This window comes from Castellaniella sp., assembly GCF_036379515.1.
In the GTDB taxonomy this organism is placed as follows: Bacteria; Pseudomonadota; Gammaproteobacteria; order Burkholderiales; family Burkholderiaceae_B; genus Castellaniella.
In genome coordinates this window covers 60,048-77,270 of sequence record NZ_DASVGN010000021.1, presented here as the reverse complement: position 1 = coordinate 77,270, position 17,223 = coordinate 60,048, and the positions used below count along the sequence as shown (strand labels likewise).

Genomic DNA, 17,223 nt, shown 5'->3' with positions numbered 1-17,223 from the left:
GTATCATGAAAACATTTCTTCTGCGTCGTCTCGGCCAGATCATCGTGTCGCTGGCCGCTGTGTCCGCTCTGGCGGGCTGTGCCGTGTATGCGCCTGCGCCACCGGCCTACTATGACAGCGATGGCGTCGTCTATGCGGCGCCTGCGCCAGTCTATGTGGGCCCACCCGTCTATCTGAATTTTGGCTGGTGGGGCGGGCGCGGTTATGGCCGTGGCTGGCATCACGGCCGTCGCTGGTAAGTCAGTTGCGGGAAGGGCGCAACAGCCGCAGGCTGTTGCCTACGACCAGCAGGCTTGCGCCCATGTCGGCAAAGACAGCCAGCCACAGCGTGCCCAGGCCGGCCAGGGTCAGGGCCAGGATCGCAAGCTTGAGCCCTAGCGCGATGGCAATGTTCTGAATCAGGACCCGGCGGGTGGCCCGCGACAGGCGGATGAACCACGGGATCTTGCGCAGATCGTCGTCCATGAGGGCCACGTCGGCCGTTTCTATCGCGGCATCCGTTCCCATGGCACCCATGGCGAAGCCTATATTGGCGCGTGCCAGTGCTGGAGCGTCGTTGATGCCGTCGCCCACCATGCCCACGGTCGCCCCGGTTTCAGCCAGGCGTCGCACGGCCTGCAGCTTATCGTCTGGCAGCAAGTTCCCCTCGGCCCGGGTGATGCCGACTTGTTCGGCGATTGCGGCCACCGTATGGGGGTTGTCGCCCGAGAGCATGGCGACCTGGACGCCCAGGTCGCGTAATTCGCGGATTGCTTCGGCGCTCTCCGGTTTGACGGCATCGGCCACGGCGTACAGCGCGAGGACGGTCCGAGTGTCCGATAGCAGAACGACGGTGCGGCCCTGTTCCTCGAGGCGAGCCAGCTTGGCTTCCAGTTCTGGCGAACACAGCCCGCGCTCGTGAATCAACCGGTGGTTGCCTAGTAGATATGTCTGGCCTTCGATTCCTCCCTGGACCCCTCGGCCGGCCAGTGCCTCGAATTGAGTGGGAGAAATGGTCACTGGCGGCAAGGCCAGGCCTTGCACGATGGCTTGCGAGACCGGGTGGCTTGAGGTCGCTGCCAGAGTGTTGGCAAGCTCCGCGCAGCGGCCGGCATCCAACGTGCCCAACGGTTCGCCCTCTGTGAGCGTCGGTTGGCCGCGCGTGATGGTTCCGGTTTTGTCCAGTGCCAGCCAGCGCAGCTTGTGGCCTTGCTCGAGGTGGATGCCCCCCTTGATGAGAATGCCGTGGCGGGCGGCAGCGGCCAGCCCGCTGACGATGGAGACAGGCGTAGAGATAACCAAGGCGCAGGGGCAGGCAATCACGAGAAGCACCAGCGCCTTGTAGATCCATTCTTGCCAGCCGCCCAATCCGGCGAGTGGCGGCACCACGGCGATGAGCACGGCCAGCGCCACGACCAGAGGTGTGTACACGCGGGCAAACTGGTCCACCAGTCGTTGCGTGGGGGCGCGAGAGGTCTGTGCGGTTTCAATCGACTGGATGATGCGAGCCAAGGTCGATCGACTTGCCGCCGAAGAGACCTGGTAATCCAGGGTCCCTGTCGTGTTGATGGTTCCAGCGTAGACGGGATCGCCTTGCGCCTTGTCTACCGGCAAGCTTTCTCCGGTAATGGGAGATTGGTCTACGGTTGAGGTGCCGGACGATACGACACCATCGAGTGCGATGCGCTCACCGGGGCGGACCTGCACGATGGCCCCGACCGATACCGCGCCAGCGGCGATTTCAGCCCATTGGCCGTCGGCCTGCCGGACGCGCGCCTGGTCGGGTGCGAGCTTCATCAGGCTTTCGACGGCGTGACGTGCACGGTCCAGAGAGTGTTCTTCGATGCGTTCTGCCAGCGTGTACAGCACCATCACCATGGCGCCCTCGGCCCACTGCCCGAGAATCAGCGCGCCGGTGACGGCAATGCTCATGAGTGCGTTGATTTCGAGCCGCCCGTGGCGGATGGCGACCCAGCCTTCGCGGTAGGTGCCCAGGCCGCAAGCCATGACGGCCGCGATGGCCAGTGCGGCCGGCACGAACCAGGGGGCGCCCAGCCAGTGTGCGATTTCGGCCACGACAGCGGCCGCAGCTGACAGCGCCAGTACGGGCCAGCCCATGGGTGCTGCATGGGCGTGTTCGTGTACTTCGCCGTGGGCATGCTCTGTGCTGCAGCAGGAAGTACAACACGCGGAATGAGTTTCGGTCGACATGGCAGGTTTCCGGAATGCGTCTTATGATGGAGTACACACCCTGAAGTCACTATAGGGTCAACTGCGGATCAACTGTGGGGACGACTGTGGGACGAAACCCAATCATTCCCTCTGAGGTTTGTGATGAAAATCGGTGAATTGGCCCGTGCGGCCCGGTGTTCCGTCGAGACGATCCGCTTTTACGAAAAGGCGGGGCTTCTGCCTGAGCCGGCCCGTACCGAAGGCAACTATCGCCAGTATGGTCAGGCACATCAGGACAGGCTGCGGTTCATTCGCAATTGCCGCAATCTGGATATGACCCACGATGAGATCCGTGCCTTGTTGGCGATGGTGGACAATCCGGCACAGGATTGCGGCACCATCAACCATCTGCTGGACGAACACATCGCGCACGTAGACGTGCGCTTGCGCGAGCTCCGCGACCTGCGAGGCGAGCTGCTGCGCTTACGCGATCAATGCCGGATTGAACAGCCCGTCGATACGTGCGGCATCGTGCGTGGCTTGTCTCATATGGAGACGGTGGCGACGCCGGTACACGCCTCTCATTTGGGTTGAGGGTGCGGCGGCTGCACGCAAAGCCAAAAATCGCAGTATCGTTGCGCAGTTCCGCAAGGACGACGCGGGGGCTGCGTGTCGGCTCCTGGCACTTTCATGACTCCGTTGACGACTCGGTACTCCCATGATCAAGATCAATGAGCACTATCACAAGCTGCAGGCCAGCTATCTGTTTGCCAACATCAACAAGCGCGTGCGCGAGTTTCAGGCGGCGCACCCCGAGCGCGAGCTGGTCTGGCTGGGGATTGGCGATGTCACTCAACCTTTGCCCAATGCGTGCATCACGGCGTTTCATAAGGCGGTCGATGAACTGGCCGATGCCCGCACGTTTCGCGGCTATGGCCCGGAGCAGGGCTACGCCTTCCTGCGTGAGGCCATCGCCAAAGGCGATTTCGCAGCTCGCGGTGCCGACATCCAGCCCGATGAAATCTTTGTGAGCGACGGCGCCAAATGCGACGTGGGCAATATCCAAGAGTTGTTTGCCAGTGATATTCGCGTGGCGATCTCCGATCCCGTCTACCCCGTTTACGTGGATACCAACGTGATGGCGGGTCGTACTGGCGAGGCCAGGGACGGACGTTATCCGGGGCTCACTTATCTGGATTGCACGCCCGAGAACGGCTATGCGCCGCAGTTGCCTGATGGCCCTGTCGATCTGATTTATCTGTGTTCGCCCAATAATCCGACGGGTGCGACGCTCAGCCGTGAGCAGCTTCAGGCGTGGGTAGACTACGCCCGAGAAAACCGTGCCCTGATCCTGTTTGACGCCGCCTACGAGGCCTTCATTCGCGACGACAGCCTGGTGCATTCCATCTACGAGATCCCGGGCGCGCAGGATGTCGCCATCGAATTTCGCAGCTTCTCCAAGACGGCAGGCTTCACGGGCGTGCGCTGCGCCTACGCGGTGGTGCCCAAGCGCTGCATGGCTTATACCGCTGCGGGTGCGCCCGTGTCGGTGCGTGACCTCTGGACCCGTCGCCACACGACGAAGTTCAACGGGGTGTCATACCCCGTGCAACGCGCTGCCGAGGCGGTCTACAGCGCTGAGGGACAGCGCGAGGTGCGCACGCTCATCGATTACTACCTGAGGAATGCCGCGTATGTCCGCGAGGCCCTCCAGCGCATGGGCCTGGCCTGCGTAGGGGGTGACAATTCCCCCTACATCTGGGTGCAGTCTGATCGAGATTCATGGGCTTTCTTTGATTACCTCCTGAACGAGGCGGGCGTGGTATGCACGCCAGGCGCCGGGTTTGGGCGGTGCGGTGAGCACCATATTCGCATCAGTGCATTCAACAGCTTCGAGAACATCCAGAAGGCCATGCAGCGCATTGCCGATGTCCTGCAGGCCTGAGTCCTGCATTCTTTGCCCATCGAGGATTTTTCATGCCCATGTCCGCCGGTTTTCGCGAGCGCCTTTTTCCGTTGTTGCCTGATCTGGCGGCTCATTTCGGTACACCGTTTCACGTCTATGACGAGGCAGGCATTCGTCAGACTGGTGCCTTGCTGAAACAGGCGTTTGCCGACGTGCCTGGATTTCGCGAGTACTACGCCGTCAAGGCACTGCCCAATCCAGCCATTTTGCGCATCATGCGTGACATGGGTTTTGGCTTCGATTGCAGTTCGGTGGCCGAGCTGGTGCTGGCTCGTCAGGTGGGGGGGCAGGGTGAAGACATCATGTTCACCTCGAACAACACGGCGGCCGACGAGTTCTCGGCCGCCTTGGCCGAAGGCGGCTGCATCCTCAATCTGGACGATATCAGTCTGATCGACAAGGTGCCGCAGCTGCCCGACCTGGTGTGCTTTCGCTATAACCCCGGTCCCAACCGGACTGGCAACAGCATCATCGGAGTCCCCGAAGACGCCAAATATGGGGTGTCTCATGCGCAGATTCTGCAGGCTTTCCAGGCGGTTCAGACGCGGGGGGTGACGCGCTTTGGTCTGCATACGATGCTGGCTTCGAACGAACGCAATGCTGACTACATGATCCAGACGGTCGAGATGCTGCTCGAACTCATCGCCTGGGTCGGTCAAGAGCTGTCCATCCGCTTCGAATTCATCAATATCGGTGGCGGGCTGGGCATTCCGTATCGACCGGAAGATTCAGCCTTTGATGTGCAGAAGCTGGGCGACGCCACGGCGCTGCACCTGCAACGTTTTTCACAGCTCCACGGTTACCAGCCCAAGGTGTACATGGAAAGCGGGCGCTACGTGACGGGGCCGCACGGGGTACTGGTGACTACCGCCATCAATCGCAAGGACATCTATCGCACCTATGTGGGCGTGGACGCCAGCATGTCGGCGCTGATGCGCCCCGGTATGTATGGCGCCTATCACCATATCGACGTACTGGGGAAGACCCACGGCACGCAGGACGAAGTCGTGGATGTCGTCGGGTCTCTGTGCGAGAACAACGACAAATTCGCCATTCAGCGCAGTCTGCCCAAGGTCGCGGATGGCGATCTGCTGGTCATCCAGGACACGGGCGCTCACGGCCAGGCCATGGGTTTCAATTACAACGGCCGGCTGTGGCCCAAAGAACTGTTGTTGCGCGAGAACGGCCAGGTGGAGTTGATTCGTCGCGCGCAGACGCTGGATGATTATTTTGCAACGCTGACGTTCGCGCCCGAGGTTTTCCAGCCTCGGCGATAAGGCCGCGCCTGTTTGGTGGCGTGTCCTGTCCTGTTCGGTACTTGCCCCAGCCGCGCAGGGCACTACACCGGGTCGAAGTGCGTCATGACATCCAGTACCGGCAGGTCGGCCATGACACGCGTGCGGGCTTCTACGGCAATGGCGTGGCCTTGCTCGATGGTGAGCTGGCCATCCATTTCGATGTCGACTTCGACCCAGACCATGTCACCCATCTTGCGGGTGCGCAGGTCGTGGATGCCCCGAACCCCTGGAGTGCCCAGGATGCGCTCGCGGATGGCCTGTTCCGTGTCGCTGTCCACTGCGCGGTCGACGAGGTCGTTGAAGGCCTGCCAGGAAAATTTCCAGCCCATGCGCATGACCATGAGCCCGACCACCAGGGCGGCCAACGGGTCGGCCAGCCTGAGGCCCGCCAGGTTGCTGGCGATGCCGATGGCGACGACCAGAGAAGAAGCGGCGTCTGAGCGCGCATGCCAGGCATTGGCCACCAGCATGGTGGAACGCACCCGGCGTGCGACGGATAACAGGTATCGAAACAGGCCTTCTTTGGCGACCAATGCCAGCAGCGCCATGTACAGTGCGATCTGATGCACGGTAGGAATCAGGCTTGGGTTTTCCAGACGTCGGAAGCTGCCCCACAGCATGCCCAGGCCCACGATCAGGAGCAGCGCTCCTACGCCCAGCGTGGCGGCGGTTTCGAACCGCAGATGACCGTAAGGGTGATCCGCATCGGGTGCCTTGCCGCTATGCTTGTTGGCAAACAGCACCACCGCGTCGGAGATCAGATCCGACAAGGAGTGTATGGCATCTGCGATCAGCGCCTGTGAATGCGCGAACAGGCCGATCACCATCTGGGCGGCCGTCAGCAGCAGGTTGACCCAGACGCTGACCCAGGTGCTGCGTTGGGCCGCCGCGTGACGCTCGGGGGAGTCACTCGATGGAAAGCCCGGAGGAACGGGGGAATGGACAGGGGGCATGCACGCAGTATACGGGCTGAGGTCACCCGCCTGTGCAGTACACTCAAAACCTTGTCGGTGAGAGAGGTTTTGCAGCGCAATGCGGATTCGGTGGTCCAGTGGCCTTGCCCGTTTATGGCGATTCTTGCCGACCCTGCCGTGGCATTGGCTTTTTGCGATTCTGGTCTCGGTCGATGGGTATTTGTTCCTCGACCCCGCCCTGCAGACGCTGCGAGGGCACGGCATTCTTGAAACACTTCGGGCACTGGATGGCGAGCACATCGCCAGTTTTGTCCAAACCGGCGGCATCCCCGAAATCTCGCGCCTGATGCTGGGGATCGGCGTTCAGGTCATGGCTGTAGGCCTCTTCATGCGGGCCCGGCTTGCCTGGGCCATGAGCCTGCTGTTGCTGGCTATCGTCAGCACCTTTTCCTTGTGGCGTGGACAGGGGCATGTGGGCCTGCTTGTCTACACGGTGGTGCTGGTCGCACTGCTGGTGGCGTACTGGCGCCACTTTGATCGGTCCAGCCTGACCGCTGGCAGCCTGTTTGCCGTCATCAGCGTGGGCTCGCTGCTGGTGTATGCCGTGTTCGGGGTGATGTATTTGGGCGATGAATTCACGCCCCCCGTCAAAGACCCGATCACGGCGTTCTACTTTGCCATCGTGTCCATGTCCACGGTGGGGTATGGCGACATCACCCCCCACACGGCAACCGCACGGTTGTTTACGGCTTCCATCATCATCATGGGGATCACGGTTTTTGCGACGTCCATAGGCGCAATTGCCGGGCCCCTCATCGGAGGAAATCTGCGGCGCCTGATGCGTGCGCGGATCTCACATGCCATGCGAAAGAACCACATCATCATCGCCGGGGTGAGCCCCCTGGCGCAAAGCGTGTATGCCGCGTTGCGGCAACGGGGCCACGAAGTGACCGTGATCGTCCCTACAGACGACACGACTCCTTATCCTGCAGATGCAGACGTGCTGGTGGGCGATGCGTCGGATGCCGATGTGTTGCGTCGGGCGGGTGCGGGGCAGGCACGCTATGTCCTGGCCCTGCGCCTGGATGATTCTGAAAACGCCTTCATCGTGATGGCGGGGCGTGAAGTGGCGGGGACGGACACCAAGCTGGTCGCATTGGCGAATTCATCCGTGCACCTGGCCAAGATCCGGCGCGTGAACCCCGACATTGTGATTTCGCCGCAAATGCTGGGCAGCGAAATCCTGGCGCGCACCCTGAGCGGCGAACCCATCGATGAGGCCCTCATCACGCAGTTGCTGTTTGGTGAGAAGACGCCCGAGAGCGCTGCGTGATTACTCTTTGCCCGGGCCTTTCTCAGTGGGATAGCTGGCAAATTTGACGTTCTGCAGCACCCCGTTGATGCACTCCCCTGGCAGGCCCGTGACGTTCAACTGACGGAGCCTATCTGCTGGATTACGATTTTGTCCTGAACCCTGTCGAGGAATCGTGATGCGTGCTTTTACGTTCAACAGCCAGCCTGCACGGGTGATATTCGGCGACGGTGCGCTGGCGAACCTTCCTGACGAACTGGCCCGCCTGGAGGTGAAGAAGGTGCTGGTGCTGTCCACGCGACCGCAGCAGCTTGCGGCCCAGAGTATCGCCGATCAGATCGGGGCGCGTGCAGCAGGGGTGTTTGCGGGCGCGGTCATGCACGTCCCGATCGAGTCCGCCCAGAAGGCAGTCACGCAGGCGCGCCACCTGCAAGCAGATTGCCTGCTCGCCGTAGGGGGCGGTTCCACCACGGGCCTTGCCAAGGCGATGGCCTTGCAGATCGACTTGCCTATCGTGGCGATTCCCACCACCTATGCGGGCTCCAAGATGACGCCGATCTTTGGCATCACTGAAGCTGGGCTCAAAAAAGTTCCGGTGTCAAGCGTTCTGTGAAAACAGCCTGATGGCTGGAAGTCTATATGGGACGCGGGGTTAGCTCTATCCTGGGCCGCTTTGCGGGGCTGCGGCGTTGTGGGCTAGGAGCCACATAAGAGCGTCGCGGTAGAAAGCCGGAGCGTGCTGCATCAGGGACGATTGCCAGCAGACGGTGTCCGCGTTTGGTCATCATAGCCCCATCGGTCGCCGCCGGCCAGAACGAAGAACGCGCAGTCTTGGGCTGCGCGTTCGAGAGATGACCACTAGCGGAAACCGGCATCTTCAGCTTGGCTTCGGCGGCGCGGCCTTGTCCGCGCCTCGCTTCCTGAATCCCCGATCCTCCGCCATGAACGGTTCGAGCATGTGCGGGATCAGGGTCGCCGCATCGACTGCTTCGCCGTAGGTCTGCGCGTGCAGCGCGGCGTAGTGGTCGAGATCGGCTTTCATGCTGGCCGGGCAGGCAAAGGTCAGCTTCGTGGATTCCGTTTTCGGCAGCGGCCCCAGCCGCAGCTTGCGCGTCGTCATCGTGAAGTCCCCCTGTTGAAGAAAAGCGGCTGGTACGGCCGCAGCACCAGATCGCGGTTGACGATGATGCGAACCGGCAGGCCCGGTCGTTCGGTCAGCGTCGGCTGGATGTTCATGTTGCGCCGGGTCATCTCTTGGCCGACCTGATTGACGCTGTCCTGGGCGCTGTCGCGTCCGGCGATGATGATGCGGTTGCCGTCCTGCCGATTCTCCGGTGCGGCCAGCTCGGCACCGACACCCAGCAGCGTCGTCAGCGCCGCCCCGGCGAAGATGCGGCCCCAGTGATAGTCCACGTCGTCTTCCAGCCCGGCATAACCAGCCGGGTCGGTGCCGGCCAGGTTGTCGAGCGTGAGCGAGGACGTATCCGGCAGGATGATTCGGTTCCACACCACCTGCACGCGGCTCTGCCCGTAGCTGACCTGACTGTTGTATTTGCCCAGGATGCGCGAACCCTGCGGGATCAGCAGGAACTTGCCGGTGGCCGTGTCATAGACCGGCTCCGTCACCGTGGCGATCACGTCGCCCGGCAGATCGGACTTGATGCCCGTCACCAAGGCAAGCTACAGAAGATCATTGACGCTGAACTTGGACTACTCGGCACTTCCGCACGCGATCTCCTAAGTGCGGGCCGACACCTTGGAAGGCAGCTCGTTCTGTTTCTTGATGGCTACAATGAGTGTCCGGAAGCCTATGTGTTCAATCGCAAGATCGCACTGTCGCAGCTTGTGTCCTTTATCCATAGTGGCAGCCTTAGCTTTCGCCACAGTCCAGGACGTGATTTTGGTGATGCCCTAAAAAGGGCATGGAATGAAGCAACCACGCATAGCGAGTTCTACGTCCTTCTTGGAATCACTAGGCTCACGAAGCAAGCATCATGGGCAGCGCCATATGTATTGAATCTTCTTGAGCGATTGAAGAGCTTGCCTTACCACCTTCAGCTAGCCACGATGGACTTTTGTGTCCATTTGAGAGACGTAGATGATGGCGTCAAGGAAAAGATGATTGCGGCGCTTGAGGACTCTATTGACAAACTCGGCGTGTTCATGAACTCCATGATCCTCGATGCGCTGAAGGGTTTGGGCGGACTAGACGCCGAGGAAGATAACTACAGAACGGTGGTCTTAAATGAGATCGAAAGAGTGTTCTCCGAGCCGAGCCCGCAGGCCGACACGGAAGCATGGAGTATCTTTTCGCGACAATTTGATCACCCGTATGACAGCATCTATTGGGACGAGGTCCACAATCTCGCTGGCGATCAGAAGCGGCAGTTCCTCTTCAAGGCACTCAAAGGGGCGAGCACCGAGTATGTTTCGTTTGTCGGCATTCTGATTCGTCAGCTCGCAGACTTCGGTGACCCCGCAGTTTCTGAGGCTATTGAGCCATGGCTTAGGTTGCCAGCCAAACGGTCGGTCATGCCACAAGATGCGGTCGAGGCATTTTTCGCAGCGCACGAAGCGATGGGAATTTTGAGCCTTCCACTTCCTACAGCTCCGGCATCGCCTGTCGATGTCGATGAAACTATGCGAGCCTGTATTGGCTTCCGCCACAATGACATGATCCAGCGTGCGAACCTCCACCAGCGTCAGAGCCTTTTTCAGCCGCTGCGTCAGCACCTTGTCGGCACTGCTTGGCTCGGGATTCCCGCTCTGATGGTTATGCGAAAGGATCACCGCCGCCGCATTGAGCCGCAACGCCTCCTTGACCACTTCGCGCGGATACACCAAGGCACTGTCGATGGTGCCGTGGAACATCTCCCGGTACTCGATCAGCCGGTGGCGCGTATCCAGAAACAGCACCGCAAAGACTTCATGCTCGAAGCCTGCCAGCTTGTTGCGCAGGTACTCTTTGACCAGCGCCGGCGAAGTGAACTCTGCACCACACTGCATCTTCAGCTCAATGGCCTGGCGTGCCGCTTCAAGAATTTGATCCACCGATGCCGGCAGGTAGCGCCCCTGGGCGTCACGCACCAACAAAGCGTCATCGAACGAGGAAAAGGACAGTTGCGACATGATCGTGCTCCGGTTGCTCGGGCGGAATTGCCCGGAACAGCAAGACCGCCTACACCCCACTTAGCCATACACCCGCCGTTGGCAAGTGCGCAGCACGCGCAGGCCCGGATCAACGATCCAGGCCGAAGGCGTCAGGGATCAGTGCCGAATGGCTGTGATTCGGCACGAAGCACGGGGCGCAGCCCGCGAGCCCGACGGCGGTACGCCGGGACGCACAACTATGGCTTATCGTCCTTGAGGGACAGCGTGCCGCGAGATTCAAGCAGACGCCGCGTGTTCTCCAGTTCCTTTTGCAGCAGTTCGGCATCCGGCAACACCGTCCGGTAGTTCGCCGCCATCACCTTGGTCGGCAAACCATCCAACGCATACCGCGCCAGGGCATGGCCCTTGTCGGCACACAGGATCAGGCCCACCGGCGGGTTCTCGTCCGGGTAAGCCCAATGCTCCTTGGCATAGTTGCAGTACATGTGCATCTGCCCCACATCGGCATGGGTCAAGCTGCACAGCTTCAGGTCGATGATGACCAGACAGCGTAGCTTGCGATGGAAGAACAGCAGATCGACCCGATACCAGGTCTGGTCGATGCGCAGCCGACGTTGCCGCCCGACGAAGGTGAAGCCCTCGCCCAGTTCCAGCAGAAAGTCTTCCAGCCGCTGGATCAAGGCCGCTTCCAGGTCGGATTCCGAATACTCGTCCTTGAGGTCGAGGAACTCCAGCACATACGGGTCTTTGATCGCATCATTGGGCGTGACAGCATCCTCGGGCTTGGCCACGGAGCCCTTGAGCAGCGTCGCAGCCTTGTCCTTGGACAAGGCCGTGCGTTCATAGAACTGGCTGCCGATCTGCCGGTCGAGTTGGCGCACGCTCCAGCCGCCGCGCAGCGCCTCGGTCTCGTAGAACTGGCGAGCATGGTCATCCTTGACCGACAACAACCGAACATAGGCCGACCACGGCAAGGTGAAGGCCTGGGCCAGTTCGGCGAGATCGAATTTCCGAGACACCGTCTCGGAATTCTCGATGGGCAGTCCTTCACCAGATTTCCGAGACAGTGTCTCGGAAATTGCCTCAAGGGGGTAAGCGGCGAAAAAGCGCCGCATGTTCTCCAGGTTGTCCGGGCTGAACCCGCGCCCGAATCGCGCCGTCAGATCGGCGGACAACCTCGCCATCAACTGCTCGCCGTAACCGGCCCGTCGTCTGCCTTTTTGCTCGGCTTCGACGATCCGGCGGCCAATCTCCCAATAGCTGGCCGTCATCAGCGCATTGACGCTGCGTGCCGCTGCCTGACGCGCCGCATCCAGCAGCGCCACGATGCCACCGTGGATGCCGGCATAGCCAGCCGGTAAGGCGGCGGGCTTCCGCGTTGCCACAGGTGTCTTCCTTGTCATGCTGTTGCCTCCATAGAACGGGATGCCCCGGTAATCGCCAGCCGCCGATTCGCCACCAGCTCGGCCGCATCCCGCACTGGCTTGTCCTCGGTATGAACATAGTGCATAAACATCGCCACGGTCTTGTGACCTGTGAGCTTCATGCCCACCTTGGTCGGCACGCCCGAGTTGGCTATGTCGGTGGTCGCCCGGTGGCGGATGCCATGCGTGCCGACGTGCGGCACACCAGCGGCCTTGAGCACGCGCGTCCAGCCGCCGTAGTGCTCACCGTGGGTCAAGTGCCGAGTTGGATCGTTGGGCGACGGCAGGACGTAGGGGCAGCCTTCCCGACGTGGCGCAGTGGACAGCAGCCGATAGGCTTCCTCGCTCATGGGTTTGGAAATGCCGCCGGTCTTGCTGTCGGGCCAGACGACGCGGCGCTTTTCCAGATCAATCCAATCCCACTCCAACGGGCAGATTTCGGAGCGACGGGCGGCGAACTCGAATTGCAGGCGAATCGCCAGCGGGATGACGTAGTTCTCCAGTCCCTCGGCTTCCAGATGCTCTAGGTGACGGAAGATCCGCACCAGCTCGTCATCCACGATGAGCCGGGTTTCCTTGCCGGGCGGGTACATCGGGACGTGGCGGCACGGATTCGTGCCGTCCGGGCGTAGCCCCCACACTTCGGCCAGGTTGAACATCTTGCGCAGCACGCCGAAAGTGCGATTGGCCTCGGCCTGCTTGTAGGCCAGCTTCTTCATCAACGCGGCCACGTCTGGGCGCTGCACGTCCTGCACCTTCATCCGCCCCATGATCGGGATGATGCAGCGGTCGATCACGCCCTGATAGCCGCGTTGCGTGCTGGGCTTGTTGCGCTGCTTGGGGTAAGCGATTGATAAACCTGCTGTATCGAGGCTTGGCGTAGTCCAGCGAATTGCGGTACTGGAGTCATCGTGAAACAAAAAAACGGGCCGCGATCCGCGTGTGCTGCCCAAGACGGTGATCTATGACCCTGCGCTCACGCTGGGTCTGCCGGTGGCCGTGAGCATCACTAGCGGCATGAATGCCATCGCCCATGCCGAGGTCCATACCGTGGTGTTGCCGCAGGCGTTGGCGTTCAACGCCCCGGCAGTACCCGAGGCCATGCATCGCATCGAGCGTGCCCTGGGCGTGCAGGGAAGCAAGAGCGCGCCGGCCGCGGTGTTCGATCTGGCGCGCGATCATGATGCGCCGACGGCTCTGCGCGACATTGGCATGAAGGCCGCCGACCTCGACCGTGCAGCCGACATCGCCGTGCAGAACCCGTACTGGAATCCTCGACTCATCGGGCAGGCCGAGCGAGGGGCCATTCGCGAGCTGCTCCAGGCCGCCTACGAGGGGCGCAGGCCCGACTGATGTCGTGTAGAGCAGGGGCGCGCGACTCTCGCCGCCCTGGTATCAGTGAATCCGCATCCCCGGTTCAGCACCGGGCCAGGGTTCCAGCACGTAGATGCCAGGTTGTGCTTTCTCGTCCGCGTGGCTGGCCGCGAGCACCATGCCTTCCGAGACTCCGAAGCGCATCTTGCGCGGTGCCAGGTTGGCCACCAGAACCGTGAGCTTTCCTTTCAGGTCTTCTGGCTTGTAGGCTGACTTGATGCCGGAGAACACCTGTCGCAGACGGCCTTCTCCCACGTCCAGGGAAAGCCGCAGCAGCTTGCTGGAGCCTTCGACTTCGGTGCAGTCCACGATGCGCGCGATGCGCAGGTCGATTTTGGCGAAGTCATCGATCTGGATGGTGTCGGCAATGGCTTCGCCACCGGGCAGAGCGGCCGCTGGCGCTTCGGGTGGCTCGAACAGCGCTTCGAGTTGGGCTGGGTCCACGCGTTGCATCAGGTGTTTGAATGCTGCAATACGACTGGGCAGCGTGTCGGCGTCCGCCCAGCGGTAGGGGTGGGCGTATCCGAAGAGCTCGCGTGCCACGCGGTCGGTCAGTGCCGGGAGGACCGGCGCCAGCATGACTGAAAGGGCTTGAAAGCCCGCCAGTGCCCGCGAGCAGATGTCTTGCAAGGCCGCCTTCTGGCCCGCGTCGGCCTGTGCCAGCCCTTTGGCCAGTACCCACGGCTGTGCAGTGTCAAAGGCCTGGTTGATGCGGTCTGCCTGGGCCATGATGCGGCGGATGGCACGCCCATACTCCCGGCACTCGAAGTCGGCCTGCACCTGGTCGGACAAGGTGCGCAGCTCGGCGCGCAGCGCTTGCGTGTCGCCCACGTAGCCCAGTTGCCCATCGAAGTGGCGCGTGATGAAGTTGGCCGCGCGGCTGGCGATGTTGACGTATTTGCCGATGAGATCGCTATTGACCCGGGCGATGAAGTCGTCGGGATTGAAATCCACGTCCTCTACGTGGCCATTGAGCTTGGCCGCGATGTAGTAGCGCAGCCATTCGGCATCCATGCCGATGTCCAGGTAGCGCAGCGGCGAGATGCCGGTACCGCGGCTTTTGGACATTTTTTCGCCGCTGACGGTGATGAAGCCATGCACGTGCAGCAGGTCGGGCACTTTGCGCCCCGAAAACTTCAGCATGGCGGGCCAGAACAGTGCATGAAAATACACGATGTCCTTGCCGATGAAGTGCACCTGTTCAGTGGTGCTGTCGGGCGCGAGCAGAGCGTCGAAATCCAGCCCTTGCTCTTTGCAGTAGGCCTTCAGCGACGCCAGGTAGCCGACAGGTGCATCCAGCCATACGTAAAAATATTTGCCAGGAGCGTCCGGGATCGGGATGCCGAAGTAAGGCTCGTCGCGTGAGATGTCCCAGTCGGCCAGATTGGCCTCTGCGCCCTCGGCGGCCCCTAGCCATTCACGCGTCTTGGCCAGCACTTCGGACTGCAGTCGTGCGCTGCCGTCGGCGCGATGGCCATTGGTCCACTCTTGCAGGAAGGTGACGCAGCGCGGATCGGACAATCGGAAGAAGAAGTGTTCGGAGCTGCGCAGCACGGGCCGCGCCTTGGTGATCGTGGAATACGGCTCGATGAGTTCGGTTGGCCGGTACACTGCGCCACAGACTTCGCAAGAATCGCCATACTGGTCTTTGGCATGACAGTGTGGACACTCGCCCTTGATGTAGCGATCGGGCAGGAACATGCCCTTGACCGGGTCGTAGAATTGTTCGATTTCGTGGCGATCGATGAAGCCGGCGGCTTTCAGCGCACGGTAGATGTCTTGCGACAGCGCCACGTTTTCGGGCGTGTCAGTACTGTGCCAGTGATCGAAGCGGATGTGAAAGCCGTTGAGGTACTTGGGCCGTTCGGCGGCGTACCGAGCTACCAAGGCTTGAGGCGTGATGCCTTCGGACTCTGCCTTGAGCATGATGGGCGCGCCGTGCGCGTCGTCTGCCCCCACGAAGTGCACAGTGTGTCCTGCCATGCGCATCGCTCGCACCCAGGTGTCCGCCTGGATGTATTCCATGATGTGGCCGATGTGAAAGGAACCGTTGGCGTAAGGAAGGGCAGTAGTGACGAAGATCGTGCGCGACATGAGGGCAGAATAGAACGGACAAAGATGTCTATTCTAGGGGATTTCGCGCATTTCGATGTCGACTACGTCCTGTTTGCGGCTCTTTCCGGCCGGGCCTGGCCAGTGACCAGGCTGGGGCGGTGACGGTGGGCGGCGGCGTTCTTCCCAGTAGGCCTTGACGCCGAATGGCCGCCCTTGCAGGCGTGCCACGATGTACAGCACCCCGATGGCCAATGCCGTCGAGGCCATGAAGATCAAGGCCATGATCATGCCAAAGAAGGCAAGGATCAGGAATAGCGCGGCGCGTAGAGTGTTCTGGATGAGATTCATGAGACTGCAACTCCTGGTGCCGAAAAAATGGGTCTCGCGCGGCAGCGGCGCGGCGTTGTCATGTCCATATCGGGGTCAATCGGCGGAATTCCAAGAGCGATCCGCTAAGCTTATGGTTTCCGAAGAATACGACTGGAACCCACGATGAGCATCACACCTCAGGACGTCCGTACGGTCTTGTCCCGCGTTGTCGACCCTGAAACGCACAAGACGCTGGCGGTAACTGAACCCGAACTGCAGATTGTTGCAGCTGGCGCCGCCTTCAATGTCACTGTAACCCTCGGCTACCCCATATTCAATGGTGGCGAGGCCTTGCGTGCGGCGATCGCCACAGCGCTCGATACGGCTGGCGTGTCGTTGGGGCAGCTGGATTTGCGCATGAAGGTGCGCGCCCACGCGGTGCAGCGGGGGCTGAGGCCCTTGGATTCCGTCCGCAACATCATTGCAGTGGCCTCGGGCAAGGGGGGAGTGGGGAAAAGCACCACCGCGGTCAATCTGGCGCTGGCCCTGCAGGCGCAGGGCGCCAAGGTGGGCCTGCTCGACGCCGATATCTACGGGCCCAGCGTGCCCATCATGCTGGGCTTGTCGGGCAAGCCCAAGAGCGCCGACGGCAAAAGCATGGAGCCTTTGGTGGGCCATGGGCTGCAGGCCAATTCCATTGGTTTCCTGATGGACGACGATGGGCCGGCCATCTGGCGCGGCCCCATGGTCACCCAGGCCCTGACACAGTTGCTTTCACTTACAAACTGGAATGATTTGGACTATCTGATAGTGGACATGCCGCCTGGAACCGGCGATATTGCCCTTACGATGGCGCAGAAAGTACCGCTCACGGGGGCTGTGATCGTCACGACCCCGCAGGATCTGGCGCTCGCAGACGCCCGCAAGGGTCTAGTCATGTTCCAGAAGGTGGATGTCCCGGTGCTGGGGATCGTTGAAAACATGTCGGTGCATATCTGTTCGAATTGCGGGCACGCCGAGCCTATCTTCGGGCAAGATGGGGGCCGTCATCTGGCTGCAAATTATCACTTGCCCTATTTGGGTGCGCTGCCCCTGCAGTTGGATATTCGTGAAGAGACCGATTCGGGGCGCCCGAGCGTCGTGGCCTCGCCCGATGGCAGGGCCGCCCAGCTGTATCACGAGATTGCGCACCAATTGGCCATCCACGTGGCAGGTCAGCCACTGGACGATTCCGGCACGCGACCCAAGGTCGTGGCCCGCAAGTCCTGATGCATTGGAGGGGAGCAGCTATTTTCTGCGGTGCGGCAGT

Annotated in this window: 13 protein-coding genes and 4 pseudogenes; 8 read left to right on the top strand and 9 right to left on the bottom strand. The window is 61.4% G+C overall.

The window, feature by feature from the left end:
* Positions 1-5: 5 nt before the first annotated feature.
* Positions 6-239: a hypothetical protein gene (locus tag VF285_RS06900; RefSeq protein ID WP_346951880.1), complete on the top strand. Its 234-nt coding sequence runs from the start codon at positions 6-8 to the stop codon at positions 237-239.
* Between the two features lies 1 nt (position 240).
* On the opposite strand, the gene VF285_RS06895 is transcribed toward VF285_RS06900, so the two are convergent.
* Positions 241-2,190 carry a heavy metal translocating P-type ATPase gene (locus VF285_RS06895; protein ID WP_346951879.1) on the bottom strand — a complete coding sequence of 650 codons (1,950 nt, stop codon included), beginning with the start codon at positions 2,188-2,190 and terminating at the stop codon, positions 241-243.
* A 123-nt stretch (positions 2,191-2,313) separates the two neighbouring features.
* Between VF285_RS06895 and cadR the strand changes: the two genes are divergently transcribed.
* The 3 genes from cadR (at position 2,314) to VF285_RS06880 (ending at position 5,394) form a co-directional block, all read left to right on the top strand.
* Positions 2,314-2,745, top strand: coding sequence for a Cd(II)/Pb(II)-responsive transcriptional regulator (cadR, locus tag VF285_RS06890; RefSeq protein WP_346951878.1), 432 nt, complete (start codon positions 2,314-2,316; stop codon positions 2,743-2,745).
* A gap of 124 nt (positions 2,746-2,869) precedes the next feature.
* On the top strand, positions 2,870-4,096 hold the full coding sequence (locus VF285_RS06885) for an LL-diaminopimelate aminotransferase (protein ID WP_346951877.1): 1,227 nt from the start codon (positions 2,870-2,872) through the stop codon (positions 4,094-4,096).
* Positions 4,097-4,128: 32 nt separating this feature from the next.
* Positions 4,129-5,394 (top strand): diaminopimelate decarboxylase, encoded by a 1,266-nt coding sequence (locus tag VF285_RS06880; RefSeq protein WP_346951876.1) that lies wholly within the window; start codon positions 4,129-4,131, stop codon positions 5,392-5,394.
* 62 nt (positions 5,395-5,456) lie between these two features.
* Here the strand turns inward: VF285_RS06880 and VF285_RS06875 are convergent, their stop codons facing one another.
* Positions 5,457-6,368 (bottom strand): cation diffusion facilitator family transporter, encoded by a 912-nt coding sequence (locus VF285_RS06875; protein ID WP_346951875.1) that lies wholly within the window; start codon positions 6,366-6,368, stop codon positions 5,457-5,459.
* A 79-nt stretch (positions 6,369-6,447) separates the two neighbouring features.
* On the opposite strand from VF285_RS06875, the gene kch reads away from it, so the two are divergent.
* A complete protein-coding gene (kch, locus tag VF285_RS06870) occupies positions 6,448-7,662 on the top strand; it encodes a voltage-gated potassium channel protein (protein ID WP_346951874.1) in 1,215 nt (404 codons plus the stop codon).
* Positions 7,663-7,819: 157 nt separating this feature from the next.
* Entirely contained in the window at positions 7,820-8,254 is a 435-nt protein-coding gene (locus VF285_RS06865; RefSeq protein ID WP_346951873.1) for an iron-containing alcohol dehydrogenase, read from the top strand.
* A gap of 264 nt (positions 8,255-8,518) precedes the next feature.
* Here the strand turns inward: VF285_RS06865 and VF285_RS06860 are convergent, their stop codons facing one another.
* The 5 genes and pseudogenes from VF285_RS06860 to VF285_RS06840 all read right to left on the bottom strand — a co-directional run.
* On the bottom strand, positions 8,519-8,761 hold the full coding sequence (locus VF285_RS06860) for a DUF2274 domain-containing protein (RefSeq protein ID WP_346951872.1): 243 nt from the start codon (positions 8,759-8,761) through the stop codon (positions 8,519-8,521).
* Positions 8,758-9,318 (bottom strand): annotated as a pseudogene (locus VF285_RS06855) (TrbI/VirB10 family protein); the annotation flags it as partial. The gene VF285_RS06860 and the pseudogene VF285_RS06855, both read right to left, overlap by 4 nt.
* A gap of 966 nt (positions 9,319-10,284) precedes the next feature.
* A pseudogene (gene radC, locus VF285_RS06850) lies at positions 10,285-10,770 on the bottom strand (RadC family protein); the annotation flags it as partial.
* A gap of 218 nt (positions 10,771-10,988) precedes the next feature.
* Positions 10,989-12,155, bottom strand: coding sequence for a PDDEXK nuclease domain-containing protein (locus VF285_RS06845; protein ID WP_346951871.1), 1,167 nt, complete (start codon positions 12,153-12,155; stop codon positions 10,989-10,991).
* Positions 12,152-13,021: pseudogene (locus VF285_RS06840) on the bottom strand (tyrosine-type recombinase/integrase); the annotation flags it as partial. The gene VF285_RS06845 and the pseudogene VF285_RS06840, both read right to left, overlap by 4 nt.
* 73 nt (positions 13,022-13,094) lie before the next feature.
* Between VF285_RS06840 and VF285_RS06835 the strand changes: the two are divergent.
* Positions 13,095-13,529, top strand: a pseudogene (locus VF285_RS06835) (hypothetical protein); the annotation flags it as partial.
* Positions 13,530-13,571: 42 nt separating this feature from the next.
* Here the strand turns inward: VF285_RS06835 and metG are convergent.
* Together metG and VF285_RS06825 are read right to left on the bottom strand one after the other, a co-directional pair.
* The gene (gene metG / locus VF285_RS06830; protein WP_346951870.1) at positions 13,572-15,644 is read right to left on the bottom strand and encodes a methionine--tRNA ligase; all 2,073 of its coding nucleotides are present in this window, start codon (positions 15,642-15,644) and stop codon (positions 13,572-13,574) included.
* A 33-nt stretch (positions 15,645-15,677) separates the two neighbouring features.
* Positions 15,678-15,953: a hypothetical protein gene (locus VF285_RS06825; protein WP_346951869.1), complete on the bottom strand. Its 276-nt coding sequence runs from the start codon at positions 15,951-15,953 to the stop codon at positions 15,678-15,680.
* Positions 15,954-16,097: 144 nt separating this feature from the next.
* Here VF285_RS06825 and apbC point away from each other — a divergent pair, with 144 nt between their 5' ends.
* Positions 16,098-17,183 (top strand): iron-sulfur cluster carrier protein ApbC, encoded by a 1,086-nt coding sequence (gene apbC, locus VF285_RS06820; RefSeq protein ID WP_346951868.1) that lies wholly within the window; start codon positions 16,098-16,100, stop codon positions 17,181-17,183.
* The last annotated feature ends 40 nt before the right edge of the window (positions 17,184-17,223 follow it).